Source organism: Paenibacillus solani (assembly GCF_050475945.1).
Taxonomy (GTDB): Bacteria; Bacillota; Bacilli; order Paenibacillales; family Paenibacillaceae; genus Paenibacillus_AQ; species Paenibacillus_AQ solani_A.
The window spans coordinates 88,350-105,783 of sequence record NZ_JBCMXJ010000015.1 but is presented as its reverse complement, the minus strand read 5'-3'; the positions used below and the strand labels follow the sequence as shown (position 1 = coordinate 105,783).

Below are 17,434 nucleotides of genomic sequence, written 5' to 3'. Positions count from 1 at the left end.
TTAGATGACCTCCTTTTTCAAAAATATGGTGAGTTGCTCTTTCGCTTGTTGAACGGTGTACGTTTTGCCCTCTTCGAGAATGGCGCTCAGCACATCCTTCTCACGATTACTGAATTGATTGGATTGTGCCAGCTGTTGCTTGTTGAACGCCGGTGCTGTTTCTTTTTTACTCATTTCAATTCGCCTCCCTGTTTCAATGTTTGCATCTTGATATCTGTTTCTTCCTGATCCGTTGTCATCTGAATAACATACTCTGCGCGAAAATATCCCTCTCCTGCTTCCCCTTCACTCCCCGTTGGCCGCTCCCACGCCACGGATGATGCGCGACATGGTCGACCGCCAACATCTAGTGAAGTCAACGATTCAAGCATCTCGTCCATGATCGTTGCTACTGGCTTCCCTTCTACTGGCACGTAAGAGATGCGGAAACGAAAACGAGCCGCATATCGATTGGTCGATATCGGCTCGAGTTCGGCTAGGGTAAGTTCAGTTTGGAAGTATGGGGGCGGTGGTAGTGCGTCAGCATTCTCTTTGGAGATGAGGGAAACAGCTGTGAAAGAGCTAATTAGTTTGTTTACCAGCGCAATTTGTATTTTTTCGATGGGCATAGAAGCTCCTTTCTACAAGTTCTGGAACGATGTCAGCAATGGCCTGCTTAACCGCGCTTCTCATTCTTCAGACAGCCGAGTGGCTTCCGATCTTCCATAAGACGGGAGATGAAAGGCGGTCACATGCTTGTCCAACACGGCCCCCTCCTTTCTGTTATATAAGGTTCGGAAACGAAGAAATCGAAGCCTTAGCCGCAGCAAAAAACCGGTCCTTCTCAAGGCCGGCTCGCATATCCACTATGGGTGTTCGGTAGCTTTTGTTTTCCTTCATTTCCGATAATACAATCTTACACCCCTAAATCGGATACGCTGACGTCTTATGGGATGGATATCGCGGAACTTTAAGTGGAATGTCGGCGGAAAATAGTACGAACCCATGTTCGTATTTACTGTAATAATGCTGGCTGTTCCCCTAGTCTCTCACCGGCTGTACCTCGTCCGTAACAGAAAACAAAAAAACCGGGAGTTCTCTACTGAGAGAACTCCCGGTCCCAAGCTTGATTAGAATACACATCCAAGCTTATCTGCATTATATTCTTTTTGCCGCCTTCTCCAATTCCTGCAGCTTCAGCAGCCCCCGATCGGCAAAGGCCAAGGCCAGTTTATAGAAAGCCCGGCTGCGGATCTTCGTATACGTGTCCTTACTGACCGGCGGCTCCAGTATATGGTTGTACACCTTGTAATCAAATACGTCGTCCTGCTTCATATATCGTTCCCGGATTAGAGTCTGCTCCCGCTCGCCAAGCCGCTCCACAATCGATTCGATCGTCTCGCAATACTGCTTTCGCGCTGCGGGCATATCTACATTATATATGGCAACCTTTGCCGTTTGATCTGAGGTTACGTTGGTCGGTCCGTGGAAACGTTCCGTGTAGGAAGCGGTCACGCTCACCTCCTTAATTTCGAATGTGATAGTTTTATAAATACGATATTTCTCGAATATCGCTTCAACAGCACCTTGGGTCTTTCTGCGATCCAGCTCTGGTAACAATGGATTCATTCTGATACACTCCCTTAGTTAAATGTCATGTTCGGGTACAATTTGCCATTTGGCAGAGGGCTCTTTCATCTCGCGTTCGTGTTTTGTTCGTATTTTTAATTAATATACCACTATTTGGAGACCAGCGTAAACCCGCAAAATGATCTACTATTCACTAGAATAGGGATTATTTCTCTCGTTTTCATACCTTTTGGCAACAATACTCTATTTTGTTTTACCTGTTGGCAAAGAATGCGGATGTGTTTATACTATATATAAGTGTTTTATATGAAGTAGATGGAATATGGTGAGGAGTGGCCGTAGCGTGGATCACATATTTGGATCATACTTAAAAGAGATTAGGGAGAATAAAGGCTGGAGTATCAATCAGTTGGCACAAGCTGCCGATATTAGCGGTTCACAGATTTCTCGGATCGAGAATGGTCTGAGAGGCATTCCCAAGCCGCAAACGCTTCGCAAAATCGCAGAGGCACTTGACGTTCCATATGAAGAGTTGATGAATAAAGCAGGTTACTTGCAGCAGGATGCTGCGAAGCATGAGGACATCTCGGTGCCCGCTTGGGCAACCTCCAGAGATAAGCGGGACTTCAAAAAAATGCTCGAGGATGATGGTGAGCTCATGTTTGACGGGATTCCTCTAAATGAAGAAGACAAACAGCGCATTAAGGATGTGCTTACAGGGCTCTTCTGGGAAGCTAAGCAGATGAACAAGCGCAAGAAGTAAAAGCAAGATACAAACAATACTTACACGATAAGGAGATACATACCGATTATAACGATTCAACCAAAATTCATATTGCAGGTGAACTGGCATGGATGATTCTCTACAATCTTTAATTCGTCAGCTGATCAAAAAACATCATACCAGCTGCCCTTTTGAAATTGCAGCATCCCTAGGCATACATATTCGATTTGCAGATTTAGGTCAAACCACCAAAGGGCTATATTTCCGCAAACTACGGCGGAGATTTATCGTCATCCATAATCAGCTGCCACCGCCATGGCAGCGCTTCGTGTGTGCCCATGAGCTTGGGCATGATCGACTCCATAAGGGAATCAGCCGTTTTTTTCTGGAGGAGCATTCCTATTTCAGCCCAGGTAAACTGGAACGGCAAGCGAACCGCTTTGCCATTGCTCTATTGACGGCAGGCCTTACTCCAGGGCAGGGAGAGTCCTTGCATGAGTTTTACCTTAGAGCTGGCATTCCGCAAGAAATGCTATATTTTTTTGAATTTTAAACGAACATATGTTCTTGTTTAACCGTAAAAAGTACCCACCTGCCGGCATTCACCAGGGGTGGGTTCTCCTGCTTATAGCGGTTCAAAGAGTGCAACCTGCCGTTTGCCCACTTTGAAATGCTGTACTCTTTTAAACTGGTCATGTTTCAATTTCTGACCTTTGTCGGAGATAAGAGCAACAACCGAACGGGTGGGATCCAGAATCGGATGTATCGCATCCAGCAAAGCCTGCACCGGCTCCTTGCTCTCACCGCCCCAGCTTACCAAGTCGCCATAAGGAAGATCGGTGATGACGATATGGGTTCCTTTACAGGAATCCAGGCTTACATCGGGATCGGTAATATCGCCCTGAAAACATACCGTCTCTTCCACAGATGATTGACGGTTCAGCTCTCTGAACCGTGCAACGCTCTGCAGTGCCTCCTGATGAGAGGGCTTATGATACAACTCCAACAGTTCCTTCAGCTGTTCAGCACGCTGTTCTAATCCTTCTTCACGAAGCAGCGACAAGTTTTTCCCGGCAATGTTCAGCACTTCTGCATCAATATCGGAGCCAACTACGCGGCGAATACGCTGACCATGCAGCAAGCCAGTCACCGTCAGTAGATAACCCCCGCCACAGCAGGGATCATATAAGGTATAGGGCCCTTGTGTCCCTTTTTCCTCTAATATATGAAAGCATCGCTGCACAATCTCACTGGCAAGTCTGACAGGAAACGAGGTTGTCCCCTTTGCATTGTACAGTACCCGGCCACTGGCAAAATCCTCATAGCTGCGCTGGGCTGATTCATAGATATATTCCATTCGAATGATTCCTTCCATCCGGCTCATGCCTAAGTAATGTCTTATCGTCAAACTTTTTATCCATTTAAGTTGAAGATAACAAAGCTGAATAAAGCTCCAAAACCTCTCTCAATCAGCCCATAATAAGCCCCTGAATGCATGGCTTGTATGCTATAATTTGGGAAGTACAATCTATCGGCTAGTAAGGGCGGTCGGCTAATCTCCCGAAGATGGGAGGTGATGCCATGGAAGTATACCAAACATTGACGCTTATGATTTCATTCGCGACGCTGGTTGTGTTAATACTTTCGTTCCACAATAAGAAATAGACCGCCCTTGGTCAGGATAACGGTCTATTTCCGATCGAATTTCCTATAGTAAGGCCGCTCTTATAGCGGTACGATTGTACCCGGGGATCGTGTTCGCGCACGGTCCCTTTTACATTCTATACACATTATAACGGAGTTTATTCACTATTGCCAAGCATGACTTCAAATACACCTATGCTTTGGCTGTTTATTTATGCAGATGGGACAAATAATCAAACGCCGTGGTGCCGTATACATTCTTGAAGTGCCGATTCAGATGGGCAAGATCCGTGAAGCCGCATTGGGTCACGGCCTGATATACATCCCGGCTGTCCTCGATCAGATGCTTGGCGCGCTCCAATTTGCAGTTGAGATAATATTGGTACGGCGACAGTCCCGTATTTGCTTTAAAGGTACGGATAAATTGATACTTCGACATCCCGAACTCCCCGCTTAATTCGTCAAGGCGAAGAACATGATCCAGACGGTCCTGCATCAATTCTTTGGCCTTCCGGGTAAAATAACTGTCCTTCCTGCCACCCGGATTCAGAATATCATGATTGAAATGATCCGCCAGACCCAGCAGCAGCTCGCTGCTTCTTGCTTCCGGCTGACCAGTGAAGATCGATCTCGTCACATTCAGGATGCTCTGCCGCAGTCCCGCATGATACACAATCGGGGATTGAAACCGGACAATATCCTTTTTCTGAATCAATTCCAGGAATAGCTTGGGATGGATGTAAATCATCACATAATCGATCCCTGTTCGTTCCTGGGACCAGCCATCATGATTCTGCTCCGGATGGAACAGCATGACCCCGCTTTGGTAAGAAGCCTGCTGGCTGCCGTCAAGCGAGTACTTTTGAATCCCGCGCAGCGTGACGCCGAGGGCATACTCCTCATGGTTGTGCTTTTTATATTTGAAATCCATCAGGCTTGCGGATAACGCCGTAATGCCTACTGCTTTTTTATATATAAACTGCTCCATCTTCCATCACCCCTTTATGAGCTCCGGTATGCCGGATACAACGATTGCCGAGTACAGCAGAAACAAAGCCAGGATCGTGTTGGTCGTCCTCCGATATTTTTGCATAATTCCTTGAAAAAGACTACCACACACGGCCCAGGTCATATAAGCGGACAGTCCAATTAACGATACCACAATAACGAATACCGAAATGACGGACCCTGCCGTATAATACGGCATCACGTAGCTGGGAATGACCGTCAGTGTGAACAATACAACCTTCGGATTGAGAAACTGCATCAGAAAGCCGGACGCGAAAGACGCCGTTTGATTAGAACCGGACCGGGATACGTCCATCGTATACACTTGATATGTAAGGTATAACATGAACAGGCAGCCCACGATCCGCAAAATCCACAGAATGATCGGCATGCCGGAGGACAGCAGCTGGCCTAATACAACCGAAGCGGCGATTAATAAGAAAAAAGCGACGGAAGCTCCGGCTATATATCGCAAGGTCTTCTTCATGCCCGAGTGCTGGACCGACGACAGAATGACGATATTGGACGGCCCCGGCGAGAAAGTGACGATAAAACAATAAATCAAAAACGAAGAAAGGTTCATGATGATAGCTCCTGACAAAGGTTTTTCCTTTGCCATTATAGAACCCGATTCAGCGCGGGGCATAGTACATTATTGCAGCAAAAAAGAGCCGTACCTCGTACAGCTCTTCGCAAAATCCAATGATCAATTATCGAGTTTAGTTGCCCGATTGGTAAGTCTTCGGCTGTTCCTGCGCATGCGCACTGCCCGATAAATTCAGTAGAACCACACCGGCGATAATCAGCAAGATCGAGATAATTTTCAGCCCGTTAATCTGCTCTGCAAAGAACATATAACCGATCAGTGTAATGATCATAATGCCAAGACCTGACCAAATCGCATAGGCCACGGAGATTTCAATCTGCTTCAGACTCAATGTCAGGAAGCTCAAGCTGCAAATATAAAACACCACCAGCAGTATGCTCGGCAGCAGCTTGCTGAATCCTTCCGACATTTTCATACTCAGCGTACCCGCCACTTCAAACAAGATAGCCAAACATAAATAGACCCAATGCATAATCTTACAGCTCCTCCCGTTTCTTGGCGGCAATCCCGAACAGCAAGATGTCCATAATCGATTGCAGCAGCTCTCCCAGCGGCAGTTGATGCTTCACCGTCGCTCTCGAGTCGTAAATCTGATGGAGCGATCCAAGGTACAGATCGATGAACAGCGGCATGTGAATGCGTTTGATGCTTCCCTCGGCCATGCCCTGTTCCATTAATCCTGTAACGATGCCCCATTCCTCTCTGAAAAAAGTGTCCAGCTTCTCCCACTGCGCATAGTGCGACCGTTTCAGATCCGGCAGCATGCCCAAATCCATCTTCTCCATTTCCTGAGGCAGACATATCAGTATCCGATGAATTTTATCCAAGGTGGTAAGCGACTCATCTGCTGCAATTTCACGCTCACGCTGCTGGATGTGCTGGATCATGCCATCAATGATATGTTCAACAATCTCTTCCTTGGATGAAAAATGCTCATAAATCGTCCGTTTGCTAATAGCAAGGCCACGGGCCAGATCACTCACTGTAAACGTAAAACCCTGCTGCTGAATTAATCGTATCGTTTCATTCAATATTCGCTCGCGCAAGGGACCAACACTCTCCTTCTGGTACCAGAAATACTTTTATAGTACCAATAGTATTGTAATCCTTTATTGCGTATGAGTCCAGCCATGATGGCAATGCAGCAACAAATTTGCAATTTGATTACTCACCGAAAAAACACATTCCCAAAAATAAAGGAGCCTGCTTACAAGCCGTAAGCAGGCTCTCATCAATGAAGACAAAACAAGCATCTAATCTATTCTTTTCTAATCAAATCGCACATCTCCGATGCCAAACCAGGGAAAATATCCGGCAGCGATATAAGCACAACTGGCGGCAGCCGCCAATAACCCGATGATTAACAGGTCATAACGCGAATAACGGGATGGATAATAATACGTACGGCTCTTCGCCCCATCTCCGTCAAATTGCTTGGCCTCCATCGCCGCAGCCACCCGATGGGCTCGGCGAATGCTCTGCGCGAGCAGCGGTACCACATACAGACCTGCCCGGCTCACGATTCCACGGATGCCTCGAATCGGGAGGACACCCCGTACCTTCAACGCTTGGCGGCGAATCACATATTCTTCCCACACCATGGGCAGCAGCCGGATGGAAGCCATAAAGCTGTAGGCATACTTGGGCGCAAGCCTCAGCTTCTGCATAAGACTGTAGAATAGATCCACCGAGGAGGTTGTCGTGACAAGCAGCAGCCCCTCGGAAGCAAAGGCAATCCCTTTAAACCCCAAATGCAGGCCGCGATAGAAGCTTTCTTCCGACACCCGAAACAGCCCCCACTCCCACCAGATCGTATCTCCCTTACCGAACAGCATCATGGAAGAGGAAGACGATATGAAGGCAAGTAGAAAAGGAATGAAGAACAGCAGCATCTTCCACGGCTTTACCCCGCTCAGCACCAAGAGACAGCCCATGAACACAACAGCCTGGTACATGACAAAATCGAGGTTATGGGTAAGCACCGTCATGAAGAACAATGCAATGATCAGGCCCAGCTTCACAACCGGATTCGCCCGGTGCAGCCAAGTGATCCGCACAGGATTCCATATATTCATGAACTCACCCCCGCATGGTGATGGTCGGCTGCGGATATGACACTGCGAGTATCGGCAGCGCCGTTCACTCCTGCAGCCGCATGACGTTTGGATTCCGTCCCGCCTGACCAACGCGGGGAAGGTGTGCTCGAGGTCAACAGCCCCTCCCGAATTTCCCATATATGTGTCGCTGCCCGCTGTGCAATCTCCATCTCATGGGTCACCATCAGAATAGCAGTTCCCGCCCGGCGCAGCTGCTCGCACATCTCCAGAATCGCGAATGTATTTCGGGCATCCTGTCCGAACGTCGGTTCATCCAGCAGCAGAACCGCCGGCTGCCTTGCCATAGCCGTAGCTACGCTCAGTCGGCGTTTCTGCCCTGTGGACAGCTGGTACGGATGCCTGCTGTCCATCCCCTTCAGCCCGAAGCGCTCAAGGCAGCGAGCGGCCTGCGCTTGTGCTTCCTCTGGGGGCATTTGATCCACCAGCAGTGAATAGACCACTTCATCGCCAATGCGCTCCGTCAGGAATTGAAGCTCCGGATTCTGAAACACGAATCCGATCTGCCGCAGCTGCCGCTCTCTCTCCTTCCGCACTTTCCTGCGCTTGCCCTGGATGACATTCTCTCCGCACAGCTCATAGGTCCCTTCGGCCCGCAGCAGTCCCATCAAGCTTAGCAGCAGCGAGCTTTTGCCAGCGCCGTTCGGCCCGATCACCGCAATAAAATCACCAGGATACACCTCAGCCGAAGGAAGGGAGATCACCGGCTGGTTCCATCTCATTCCGCTGAACGCGTCCAAGCGTATAACAGGTTCCCTATGTAACACATCCGGCAAGGTATCCCCTGCCCCAAGTCCAACCTCAGGCAGCCGATTCCCGGCCACTTGACCCTTGCCATCAAGCGGAGCGAATAACTCCGTGCCTGCTGGGGACTGCGCATAATCTTCCCACACGCCAGGGTACCAGATGCCATACGCTTTAAGCTCCTGTTCATAATCAGCGAATATAACAGCTGGCGGGCCATCACCCAGGATCTCGCCATCTGGGCTGAATAGAACGACACGGTCCACGTATTGGGCCATTTCCTCAATTCGATGCTCAACAATAATCAGCGTACGCCCTTCTGATACGGCTTTCACCGCCGACCAGATTTGCTCCCGACCTTCGGGATCAAGCAGTGCTGACGGTTCATCAAGGAACAATACCTCAGGCTCCAGCAGTAGAGCAGATGCCAATGCCAGTCTTTGCTTCATCCCTTGAGACAAATGAGTGATTGGCATATGAAGCTCATCCAGCTCAAGACCAACCTCCTCCAGAGCCGCTTGCATTCGCTCCCTCATCTCTTCGAGAGGGACACTTAGATTCTCCAGCACAAAGGCAAGCTCTTCATCCACATAAGGCATGCAGAATTGGGTATCCGGGTCTTGAAATACATACCCCCAGGAATCTGGCACCCTCTGTACTTCACATTTCATCGGCACTTCCGTTGCCCGGGGAATCATCCCGCTAAGCACCTGGAGCAGCGTCGATTTGCCGCATCCGCTTGGACCAAGCAGCAGCACCTTCTCTCCACGAACTACCGAGAAGGAGAGATCCTTAAACATCAATCGATCCTCACCCGGATACTTCAGGCGCAATCCCTCTACACACACAGCCTGCTCAAGCGAAGTCTCAGTAGACTGAGCCGGGGCCAGGCCAACAATGGCATTAGACATGTCTCGGATCTTCCAGTGCTTCGTAATCCTTCCTCGATGCAGGCCGCAGCAGTGAAGTCACGCCTGTTCGATCCAATGCTTTAGCTAACAGCAGCATCAGAAGGCCTGCGATGACAGCCCCGCTGAATATTCGCATGCCATATTTGGCGAAGAACATCCATGCCTGTAGATCATCCGTATAGCTGTAATAGAAGTCCATGATCATCGAGCCAACGGCAGCACCAGCTCCTGCAAATGCCAAAGTCCACGCCGAGGTGCTCCGATAACGGAAAGCCGCGAATACCAATTCGGCACCCAGCCCTTGAATGACACCATACAGCAGCAACGTCAATCCCCAGCCACTCCCAAACAACACTTCCACATGGGCTGCCGCTACTTCGGCAATAATCGCGACTCCCGGCTTGCGGATCAGCAGATAGGCAAGCGTAGCCGCAGCAAACCACATGCCATACAACAGCTCATCCGCTTCAAAGAACAGCGGTTTTAACAGATTGTAGACCGAGCCCCAGAAGTGATAGATTACACCCAGCACAAGCGATACCAATACCGTTACCAGTATATCGCTTAACCTCAGCCCTTTTCGGGGCTGTACCCCAATCTTCTCCTGCATTGACGTTCCCATACCATTCATTCCCCTCTCCACCACTATTTTTTTGTAAAACACAACAAAAAACCGCCTGGTAAACGCGCAGACGGAAAAATAGGCCCTGTCGGTGGCAGGGTCGGATATTCTCTACGCTGGCATTACCCAGTTCAGATTAACGGTCAACAGCGGATAGCAGCTGCAATCTCAGCCTGATTCACTCAAGCCCCCGTATTCCCTATTCGGTTTTATGTTAATCTTAAAATACACATACATTCCAGAATAAGCAAGGACCTTTTTTTCAAAAATGGCTATTTATTGATTTCCGGCCCATTCTATGTCAATATCAAAGTGGTTGTCTTTTCGACCATCATTTCTATTGTTAACACGTATGCACAAAAGGAGACTGACATGGCTAAACAACTGCTGCGTCTGATGACCGAGCTTTCCTCCCGAAAGTGGCTGTCCCAAATTATGGGGCGCTTCTCCCACAGCCGGCTGAGCCGTCATCTAATACCTGCATTTATACGAATCTATCAAATTCCGGCCCAGGAAGCGGAGAAAGAAATCCACGAATACCGATCATTGAACGAGTTCTTCTCCCGCCGGTTAAAAATAGGCCTGCGTACCATTGATGACACTGCGGATGCCATGGTAAGCCCTGTCGATGCAACGGTATCGTTTACGGGTACGATCCATGCCGGCACCATTTTGAGTGTCAAGGGGCAGGATTATACCCTGAGCGAGCTGCTCGCCAATTCGCCCAGAATGGAGAATTATTTAAACGGTTATGCGTTTGTATTATATTTAAGCCCGACAGACTACCATCGCATTCATTCCCCTGTAACCGGTGTTCAAACAGAGAGCGAACATCTAAAGGGCCGGGTATATCCCGTGAACGATTTTGCGATGACCCATATCCGAAATGTACTAAGCCGTAATGAGCGGCTCATTACGTATATTGCCCATGAGTTTGGAGAAGTCGCAGTCGTAAAGGTCGGAGCCATGAATGTAAGCAGCATACGTTATGCTGATGAGAGCGTAAAAGAGTACCAGATCGGCGGTGAGCTCGCATATTTTGAGTTTGGCTCAACCGTTGTGCTCCTGACGGAGAATGACACATTTACGCCGCGTGGAGACCTAAAGCCCGGTTCCAAAGTAAAAATGGGAGAATTGCTGGGCTTACTTCATCCGCGTACGGACAAGGGACAGCAGCCGCATTCCCATCACACCCAGGATTAAGGGTTATAGCCACTGTAAATTCTCGTACATCGTGCGCACGATGCGTGGTTCGGGGCATACTCGGATGGCTGTCGGTCATATGAACAGGAAGGTTTACTGCTTGCCGAGCATGCGGTAGATGATCCGCTGAAACAGCCGGTTCGGCAGCACCCCTTTGATCCACGCAGTTAGCCGCGTGCCTCGGGGCAGTGTGTAACGGAACTTGGGTTTGGACATGGATGCAATGCTTGCCACAAGACGGGCTACCTCCTGCGGGTCCCCGCTATTCTTGGCTGTCCGTCTGGAATAGTCGAGCACGCCTTTCAGCAAGCCACTGTAGGGTGAGTTTTCCGCGATCTCCAAACCTCCAAAACTCTTGTCCCAGATGGGCGTGCCATAGGCACCGGGTTGAATCAGCACAACGTTTATACCAAAAGGCATCAGCTCCATAGACAAGCTTTCACCGAATCCTTCTATCGCGAATTTGGATGCTGCATAAGGACCGTAACCTGGAAACCCGATCACACCGCTTATGCTGCTCATGAGAATGATCTTGGATTTTTCGGTCTGTCTTAAGAGCGGCAGCATATGCTGTGTCACAGATACCGTCCCGAAGAAATTCGTTTCCATCTGCCTTCTCCAGCCGCTGAGCGGCACCTCCTCTACCATTCCGCCTACGGCCTCTCCAGCATTGTTCACCAGCACATCCAATCGGCCAAATCGCTGTCCTATATCCACAGCAGCGACCTTTACTTGCTCTTCATAGCATATGTCCAATTGAAACAGATGAATGCGCTCGGCGATGTCTGCCTCTTCCGCCTTGGCCAGCAACTCAGCAGCCGCCTCAGGCCTGCGGAAACCAGCTGCCACCTGATAACCTGCCAAAGCCAGCTCCAGACTGATGAGCAGTCCAAATCCACTAGAAGCCCCTGTCACCAATGCCGTTTTTTCTGCTCCCCTCATGAGCGGTTCACCCCATGCTTTGCCCCTTCAATTCTCTTCATCAGAACCTCACCCTTCCGTCCATCTAAAAGCATGCCGATATAACCCTCGATCTCTTTTTCGCTGGATGACTTAACTGGCCAATAGTTGCTTATGTATAATCCCAATATATCAGAAGTTTGCACTGCAAACAGACTCTTTTCCCGATGGAACCCATAAAAAAAGAGAGCCAGTTAGCTCTCTTTCTGCTATTCGACAAGCGGTATATGATATCGGATGGACGTTCACCCGTATAAAGGCTCGGTTCTTCTTAAAACCATATATTCTGTTGAACCTGATGCATTCTTCGTCTGCGTCTCATCAAGCGGTTTCTGGAGACCCCGTTGCCGCTGAGTCTAACAAAACGTCTACATCCCCATCTTCTTGGGTTCATTCTCCTCTCCCCCCTTCATATATGTAATGAACATGTACACCATCATTACCCTATGACGCTTGCCATGAAACCCATGGCATGCTGGTGAACGAAGAAATCAGCGGATTTCGGATGGACTTTTGCCCGTATACTGCTTAAATTGCCGGCTAAAAAAGAAAATATCCCGATACCCGAGCGCATCGGCCACCTCGGTCACATTCATCCCTTGATGCAGCAGCAGATGCTGAGCCCGCTCGATTCGCATCTGGATAATGTAGGACTGCACCGGCGTCCCAATCAATTCCTTGAATTTGATCGAGAAGTAACGGGAGGATAAACCTGCTCTCGCCGCTAAATCTTCTACTCGATGCGGAACGCCGGGGTGCTGACGGACGTAATTCGCAATTTCATGGATCGCCTGTGACAATTGATTGCTCGCCTTTTTAACTACCGGTTCATTAAGATCACTTCGCAGCAAATGAATCATCAGCTGCTTCAGAATAAGCTGTCCTTCTTCCAAAAAACCGTAGGGCTTGTCCAGATATAAACGTACATAACGGGCCAGCAAATATTCAAAATCCATCGTTTCCGTCAGCTTTCGATAAGATGAGGGAATATGTTGCAGAGGATCGGTCACATCAAAATGGATATATGTCAACACAAGCGGCTTCTGCGGATTATGCGTTGCACTCGTATGATCTCCTGGTCGGAATAGGAAGCAGCTTCCCTTGCCTATAGCAAAGGGCTCGTCATTAAGCTCCAACGTACCTTCGCCGCTCCATACATAGAACAAATCATAGTTCTGCATGGGTCTTTCACGTTTCTGCCATTTCCAGCCCGGCTCACAGACGATTTTGGCAAGCGCAGGCATGATTACAAAAGAAGACGGCGATGCATTCAGCATCTCGTCATAACCCCCTCATCTCATTCAAAAATAATAAAATTAATCTCTCCCCATCATACCCGTTTTTCAGGAATTTTGCATGTCTTGCCAAGCCTCTGCGATCCGGTTAACTCCCTCTGTTATATGGGCTACGTCCAGATGCGAGAAGCCGAAGCAAGCGGCAGGCGGTCCGGGCGTACGATGATACACCGATGCATCACGAAACATCACGCCGCGCCTCCGTGCTGCATCCTGGAATGCAGCATATTCTTCCGGGGAGCGCAGCCAGTTTGCATATACGTGCAGGCCAGCATCGCCGGAATGTAGACGAAACAGGTCAGAGGCATGCGCAGCCATCGTTTGATGAAGCGTTTCATACCGGTTGCCGTACAACCGGGTCATTCTGCGAAGATGCCGCCCATAGCCCCCTCGCACAATAAAGCGTGCGAGCGCACGCTGCTCCAACTGTGCCGGCGATATCGGTTCATACAGTGCCTTGGCCTGCATGACCGCCTCCACCAGGCTGGGGGGAAGGACAGCGTAACCGATCCGCAGTCCGGTAAACATCGTTTTGGAGAAGGAGCCGACGAAGATGACACGCCCCTCGTCATCCAGCATTTTCAAGGGTTCAATTGGTTTGCCTCCCCAGCGGAACTCACTGTCATAATCATCCTCGATGATAAAGGCTTGGCGTTTCCGGGCCCAATTGAGCAGCGCTCTTCTTCGTTCCAGCGGCAGCACCGCTCCTGTCGGGTATTGACGGCTGGGACTAACGACAAGAAGGCCTGCTTCCCAATCGTGCGGAATCAGACCAGCATCATCCACAGGAGAAGGCAGCGGATTCCCGCCGCTCAGCTTTATCCCCCGATAAATCCCTTGATATCCCGGGTCCTCCATGATGACCTGGTCGCCGGGATCTACCAGCAGTTGAAACAGCAGAACTAGCCCCTGCATGGATCCGCTGAAGATCACGATATGCTCGGGATCGGCCGGTATTCCGCGGGTGAAACGCAAATGTCCGGCGATAGCCCGGCGCAGTTCGATATCTCCCTCCGGTGGAGCTCCGTTCTGCAATCCGATTCCTCCACGTCCGCCTGCATAGGATAGCGCGCTCCTCCACTCCGCATATGGAAAATCTTCAATCGGCATCCTCGCGCTCGCAAAGGAAATGGTATCTGGGGGAGTCTGCTCCAGCAGCAGCATGGCCGATGCCTGCTCCTGATATTCTTCGCGATGACTCATAAGCCGCTGCCCCCACGCTGAGAGTGTCGGCGATTGCTCAGCTACGGGCGGCTGATCCGTCCTGATAATGCCCTCGGCTACATAAGTTCCGCTGCCCGGTCTGGACACCACATAACCTTCAGCTATCAGCATGTCATAGCTCTGCGCAGCTGAGCCCCGGGACATCCCATACAGCCTGGCCAGTTTGCGGGTAGCGGGAAGCCGGGTTCCCTCCGGGAGCTTACCGCTATGAATTGCGGTGCGTATCGCATGATATAGAGCCAAGTACTTATATCGATATTGCTCCAGATAAGTCTCGAACGGCAATCCCAACTCCATGGTAACGACTCCTCTATTTACTCTTGAAAATTGGACTATACAAACTACTCTAAAGTGGCGCTTTTTCCTTGTCAATAATGATTGTATGCTGTTATTCAAAATGGATGGGGGAGAGCTTAATCATGAGAAGAAACGAATTTTCGATGGAGGATCAGAAAGAGATTGAGAACTTCCTCAGCGGTATGAGCTTTGGTTTTCTAGGGACAACAAATGAAGAGGGAACTCCACGTGTAACGCCTCTGAACTTCGCTTATGTCAACGGAGCGTTCTATTTTCATGGAAGCCGAATGGGCGAGAAAATGGATCATCTGCGTTTGGCGCCGACAGTGTGCTTTACCGTAGCTGATGAATACGCTCTGATTCCTTCCTATTTCTCCGATCCGGAGATGGCATGTCCGGCAACGGCCTTTTTCAAAAGCGTGACAGCAACCGGCGAGGCCGTCATCGTGGATGATATGGATGAGAAGGCTCAGGCAATGGAAGCTATGATGCAGAAGCTGCAGCCCGAAGGTGGATACCGCACCATTGACGCGAATGACCGTGCTTACGCTTCCCGGCTGAAGGGTGTGGCCGTGATCAAGCTGGCTCCACAGCAAATGAGCGCTAAATTCAAATTCGGTCAGAACCTGAAGCCGGATCGGCTCCACGCCGTGCTCGAAGGCCTCGAATGCCGCGCCCAGACTCGGGATGAAGAGACGGCAGAGATGATTTGCAAGTATCATCCTGGACCACGCTGAAGCATTACATTTAACCGTGACGGTTCCTGGGGTAGGTGGTATAATGTTAGGCAATGAAAACATAAATGCAACATGTCACCTGCTCTCACCTTAACCTATAGTACTCGGAAGGAAGGAATCAGTTCATGAACCCATTGGTTGGTCAGTTGAATGGAAAATTGCAAGCCGGCAATCCGCATGTTTACGATATGCTCTCCACACTCGGCAGAGAAATCTACTTCCCGAAAGAAGGTATCTTGAGCCAATCTGCGGAAGCAACGAGCCATGCGAAAAAATATAACGCTACGATTGGTATTGCAACCGAATCCGGAGTCCCGATGCATCTTGGCGTCATTCAAGACAACCTTTCGGCCTACCAGCCAAAAGATCTGTATCCGTATGCTCCACCTGCAGGAAAGCCGGAGCTGCGCTCTGTATGGCGAAGCAAGATGATTCAGGAGAATCCATCGCTCGAAGGTAAGAATTTCAGCAACCCTATTGTGACGAATGCGCTGACGCACGGACTTAGTATCGTAGCCGATCTGTTCGTAGACGAAGGGGATGCCGTTATATATCCCGACAAGAACTGGGAGAATTACGAGCTGACATTTGGCATTCGCCGCCATGGCAATCATGTAACCTATCCTCTCTTTACAGAAGATATGAAATTTAACGCCGAAGGACTTCGTCAGGCCCTGCTCAGCCAGAAGGACAAGGGAAAGGCTGTCGTTCTGCTCAACTTCCCGAACAACCCGACAGGTTATACGCCGGGTGCCCAGGAAGGGGCCTCCATCGTTGCCGCGATTAAGGAAGCCGCGGAGGCTGACATTAACGTGGTCGTTGTTACGGATGATGCTTATTTCGGATTGTTCTTTGAGAATTCGCTGAAAGAATCGCTCTTCGGGCGTCTGGCAGGTCTTCATCCTCGCGTGCTTCCTGTGAAAGTCGATGGCGCGACTAAGGAAGAGTTCGTATGGGGATTCCGTGTCGGCTTTATCACATTTGCAGCAGAGAACAATGACGTGCTGGACGCGTTGGAACAGAAGACGCTTGGCATTATCCGTGCCACGATCTCCAGTGCCTCCCATCCTTCGCAGACATTTGTTCTTGAAGCGCTGAAAGCACCTGAATTCCATCAACAAAAAGAAGAGAAATTTGTCATCATGAAGGGCCGTGCCAACAAAGTAAAATCCATCCTCGACAGCGGCAAATATGATGATGTATGGGAGTACTATCCGTTTAATTCCGGCTACTTCATGTGCCTGAAGCTGAACACGGTATCCGCTGAAGAGCTCCGTTCCCATCTGATTCATGAGTATGGGGTAGGAACCATCGCTCTTGGAGAGCATGATCTCCGAATTGCTTTCTCATGTATTGATGAGCAGCATTTGGAAGATCTGTTCGACCTGATCTACAAAGGGATTCAAGATCTGCAGAATGCTTAATGCTACGGTAACACCTGACCATGTAAACGAAATGAGCGGACGTTTCATTAGAATTGCAACGGAAGAAGACCGCAATAAAACGAAACATAAAACAGACCGGGGGGATCTTCTCCCCGGTCTGTTTTTTTCTCTGCCACAAATAAACGCTCGCCCATACACTTAGACTCATCCCTACATACAATACCGTGTACTACAAATCAACAAACCGAAAGGGGAATGAACATGGGTGCAGTTGAAGATGCAAGATGTGGCGGATACGGTGGTGGATACGGCGGTGGATACGGAATCGGAGCAATCCTGGTACTGTATATCCTGCTCGTTATCATCACTCGTTCTTTCTGGGTGTAATGA

General features: G+C 49.5%; 21 protein-coding genes. 7 read left to right on the top strand and 14 right to left on the bottom strand.

The annotated features are described in order from the left end of the window. The 3 genes from ABEQ74_RS15355 to ABEQ74_RS15345 all read right to left on the bottom strand — a co-directional run bounded on the left by ABEQ74_RS15355 (nucleotide 1) and on the right by ABEQ74_RS15345 (nucleotide 1,608). A complete protein-coding gene (locus ABEQ74_RS15355; protein WP_430123025.1) occupies nucleotides 1–174 on the bottom strand; it encodes a hypothetical protein in 174 nt (57 codons plus the stop codon). Next, entirely contained in the window at nucleotides 171–608 is a 438-nt protein-coding gene (locus tag ABEQ74_RS15350; RefSeq protein WP_430123024.1) for a phage tail terminator family protein, read from the bottom strand. Before ABEQ74_RS15350 ends, ABEQ74_RS15355 begins: the two co-directional genes overlap by 4 nt. Before the next feature lie 529 nt (nucleotides 609–1,137). Beyond that, nucleotides 1,138–1,608 carry an ArpU family phage packaging/lysis transcriptional regulator gene (locus ABEQ74_RS15345; RefSeq protein WP_054404154.1) on the bottom strand — a complete coding sequence of 157 codons (471 nt, stop codon included), beginning with the start codon at nucleotides 1,606–1,608 and terminating at the stop codon, nucleotides 1,138–1,140. Between the two features lie 304 nt (nucleotides 1,609–1,912). On the opposite strand from ABEQ74_RS15345, the gene ABEQ74_RS15340 reads away from it, so the two are divergent. Together ABEQ74_RS15340 and ABEQ74_RS15335 are read left to right on the top strand one after the other, a co-directional pair. Beyond that, nucleotides 1,913–2,332 carry a helix-turn-helix domain-containing protein gene (locus tag ABEQ74_RS15340; RefSeq protein WP_430123023.1) on the top strand — a complete coding sequence of 140 codons (420 nt, stop codon included), beginning with the start codon at nucleotides 1,913–1,915 and terminating at the stop codon, nucleotides 2,330–2,332. A gap of 88 nt (nucleotides 2,333–2,420) precedes the next feature. Continuing rightward, the gene (locus ABEQ74_RS15335) at nucleotides 2,421–2,846 is read left to right on the top strand and encodes an ImmA/IrrE family metallo-endopeptidase (protein WP_430123022.1); all 426 of its coding nucleotides are present in this window, start codon (nucleotides 2,421–2,423) and stop codon (nucleotides 2,844–2,846) included. Between the two features lie 72 nt (nucleotides 2,847–2,918). On the opposite strand, the gene ABEQ74_RS15330 is transcribed toward ABEQ74_RS15335, so the two are convergent. Continuing rightward, on the bottom strand, nucleotides 2,919–3,650 hold the full coding sequence (locus ABEQ74_RS15330; protein WP_430123021.1) for a hypothetical protein: 732 nt from the start codon (nucleotides 3,648–3,650) through the stop codon (nucleotides 2,919–2,921). A gap of 209 nt (nucleotides 3,651–3,859) precedes the next feature. On the opposite strand from ABEQ74_RS15330, the gene ABEQ74_RS15325 reads away from it, so the two are divergent. After that, nucleotides 3,860–3,958 (top strand): putative holin-like toxin, encoded by a 99-nt coding sequence (locus ABEQ74_RS15325; RefSeq protein WP_430123020.1) that lies wholly within the window; start codon nucleotides 3,860–3,862, stop codon nucleotides 3,956–3,958. Between the two features lie 187 nt (nucleotides 3,959–4,145). Here the strand turns inward: ABEQ74_RS15325 and ABEQ74_RS15320 are convergent, their stop codons facing one another. The 7 genes from ABEQ74_RS15320 to ABEQ74_RS15290 form a co-directional block, all read right to left on the bottom strand. Then, on the bottom strand, nucleotides 4,146–4,925 hold the full coding sequence (locus ABEQ74_RS15320) for a helix-turn-helix domain-containing protein (RefSeq protein ID WP_430123019.1): 780 nt from the start codon (nucleotides 4,923–4,925) through the stop codon (nucleotides 4,146–4,148). A 6-nt stretch (nucleotides 4,926–4,931) separates the two neighbouring features. Continuing rightward, complete coding sequence (locus tag ABEQ74_RS15315) at nucleotides 4,932–5,528, bottom strand: LysE family transporter (protein WP_430123018.1); 597 nt, start codon at nucleotides 5,526–5,528, stop codon at nucleotides 4,932–4,934. A 136-nt stretch (nucleotides 5,529–5,664) separates the two neighbouring features. After that, a complete protein-coding gene (locus tag ABEQ74_RS15310; RefSeq protein ID WP_430123017.1) occupies nucleotides 5,665–6,024 on the bottom strand; it encodes a DMT family transporter in 360 nt (119 codons plus the stop codon). Between the two features lie 4 nt (nucleotides 6,025–6,028). Then, nucleotides 6,029–6,598 (bottom strand): TetR/AcrR family transcriptional regulator, encoded by a 570-nt coding sequence (locus ABEQ74_RS15305; RefSeq protein ID WP_430123016.1) that lies wholly within the window; start codon nucleotides 6,596–6,598, stop codon nucleotides 6,029–6,031. A gap of 222 nt (nucleotides 6,599–6,820) precedes the next feature. Next, on the bottom strand, nucleotides 6,821–7,627 hold the full coding sequence (locus ABEQ74_RS15300) for an energy-coupling factor transporter transmembrane component T family protein (RefSeq protein WP_430123015.1): 807 nt from the start codon (nucleotides 7,625–7,627) through the stop codon (nucleotides 6,821–6,823). Then, complete coding sequence (locus tag ABEQ74_RS15295; protein WP_430123014.1) at nucleotides 7,624–9,321, bottom strand: ABC transporter ATP-binding protein; 1,698 nt, start codon at nucleotides 9,319–9,321, stop codon at nucleotides 7,624–7,626. Before ABEQ74_RS15295 ends, ABEQ74_RS15300 begins: the two co-directional genes overlap by 4 nt. Further along, nucleotides 9,314–9,943 (bottom strand): ECF transporter S component, encoded by a 630-nt coding sequence (locus tag ABEQ74_RS15290; RefSeq protein WP_430123013.1) that lies wholly within the window; start codon nucleotides 9,941–9,943, stop codon nucleotides 9,314–9,316. The genes ABEQ74_RS15295 and ABEQ74_RS15290 overlap by 8 nt, the downstream gene beginning before the upstream one ends. A gap of 372 nt (nucleotides 9,944–10,315) precedes the next feature. Here ABEQ74_RS15290 and asd point away from each other — a divergent pair, with 372 nt between their 5' ends. Continuing rightward, entirely contained in the window at nucleotides 10,316–11,146 is an 831-nt protein-coding gene (gene asd / locus ABEQ74_RS15285) for an archaetidylserine decarboxylase (RefSeq protein WP_430123012.1), read from the top strand. Between the two features lie 93 nt (nucleotides 11,147–11,239). Here asd and ABEQ74_RS15280 read toward each other — a convergent pair whose 3' ends face one another. The 3 genes from ABEQ74_RS15280 to ABEQ74_RS15270 all read right to left on the bottom strand — a co-directional run bounded on the left by ABEQ74_RS15280 (nucleotide 11,240) and on the right by ABEQ74_RS15270 (nucleotide 14,922). After that, nucleotides 11,240–12,088, bottom strand: coding sequence for an SDR family oxidoreductase (locus ABEQ74_RS15280; RefSeq protein ID WP_430123011.1), 849 nt, complete (start codon nucleotides 12,086–12,088; stop codon nucleotides 11,240–11,242). Nucleotides 12,089–12,597: 509 nt separating this feature from the next. Next, a complete protein-coding gene (locus ABEQ74_RS15275; RefSeq protein WP_054404173.1) occupies nucleotides 12,598–13,383 on the bottom strand; it encodes an AraC family transcriptional regulator in 786 nt (261 codons plus the stop codon). Between the two features lie 66 nt (nucleotides 13,384–13,449). Continuing rightward, nucleotides 13,450–14,922 (bottom strand): PLP-dependent aminotransferase family protein, encoded by a 1,473-nt coding sequence (locus ABEQ74_RS15270; RefSeq protein WP_430123010.1) that lies wholly within the window; start codon nucleotides 14,920–14,922, stop codon nucleotides 13,450–13,452. A gap of 122 nt (nucleotides 14,923–15,044) precedes the next feature. On the opposite strand from ABEQ74_RS15270, the gene ABEQ74_RS15265 reads away from it, so the two are divergent. The 3 genes from ABEQ74_RS15265 to ABEQ74_RS15255 all read left to right on the top strand — a co-directional run bounded on the left by ABEQ74_RS15265 (nucleotide 15,045) and on the right by ABEQ74_RS15255 (nucleotide 17,431). After that, nucleotides 15,045–15,659: a pyridoxamine 5'-phosphate oxidase family protein gene (locus ABEQ74_RS15265; protein WP_430123009.1), complete on the top strand. Its 615-nt coding sequence runs from the start codon at nucleotides 15,045–15,047 to the stop codon at nucleotides 15,657–15,659. A 125-nt stretch (nucleotides 15,660–15,784) separates the two neighbouring features. Next, nucleotides 15,785–17,083, top strand: coding sequence for an aminotransferase class I/II-fold pyridoxal phosphate-dependent enzyme (locus tag ABEQ74_RS15260; RefSeq protein ID WP_430123008.1), 1,299 nt, complete (start codon nucleotides 15,785–15,787; stop codon nucleotides 17,081–17,083). A 222-nt stretch (nucleotides 17,084–17,305) separates the two neighbouring features. Beyond that, a complete protein-coding gene (locus ABEQ74_RS15255; protein ID WP_082341753.1) occupies nucleotides 17,306–17,431 on the top strand; it encodes a sporulation protein YjcZ in 126 nt (41 codons plus the stop codon). The last annotated feature ends 3 nt before the right edge of the window (nucleotides 17,432–17,434 follow it).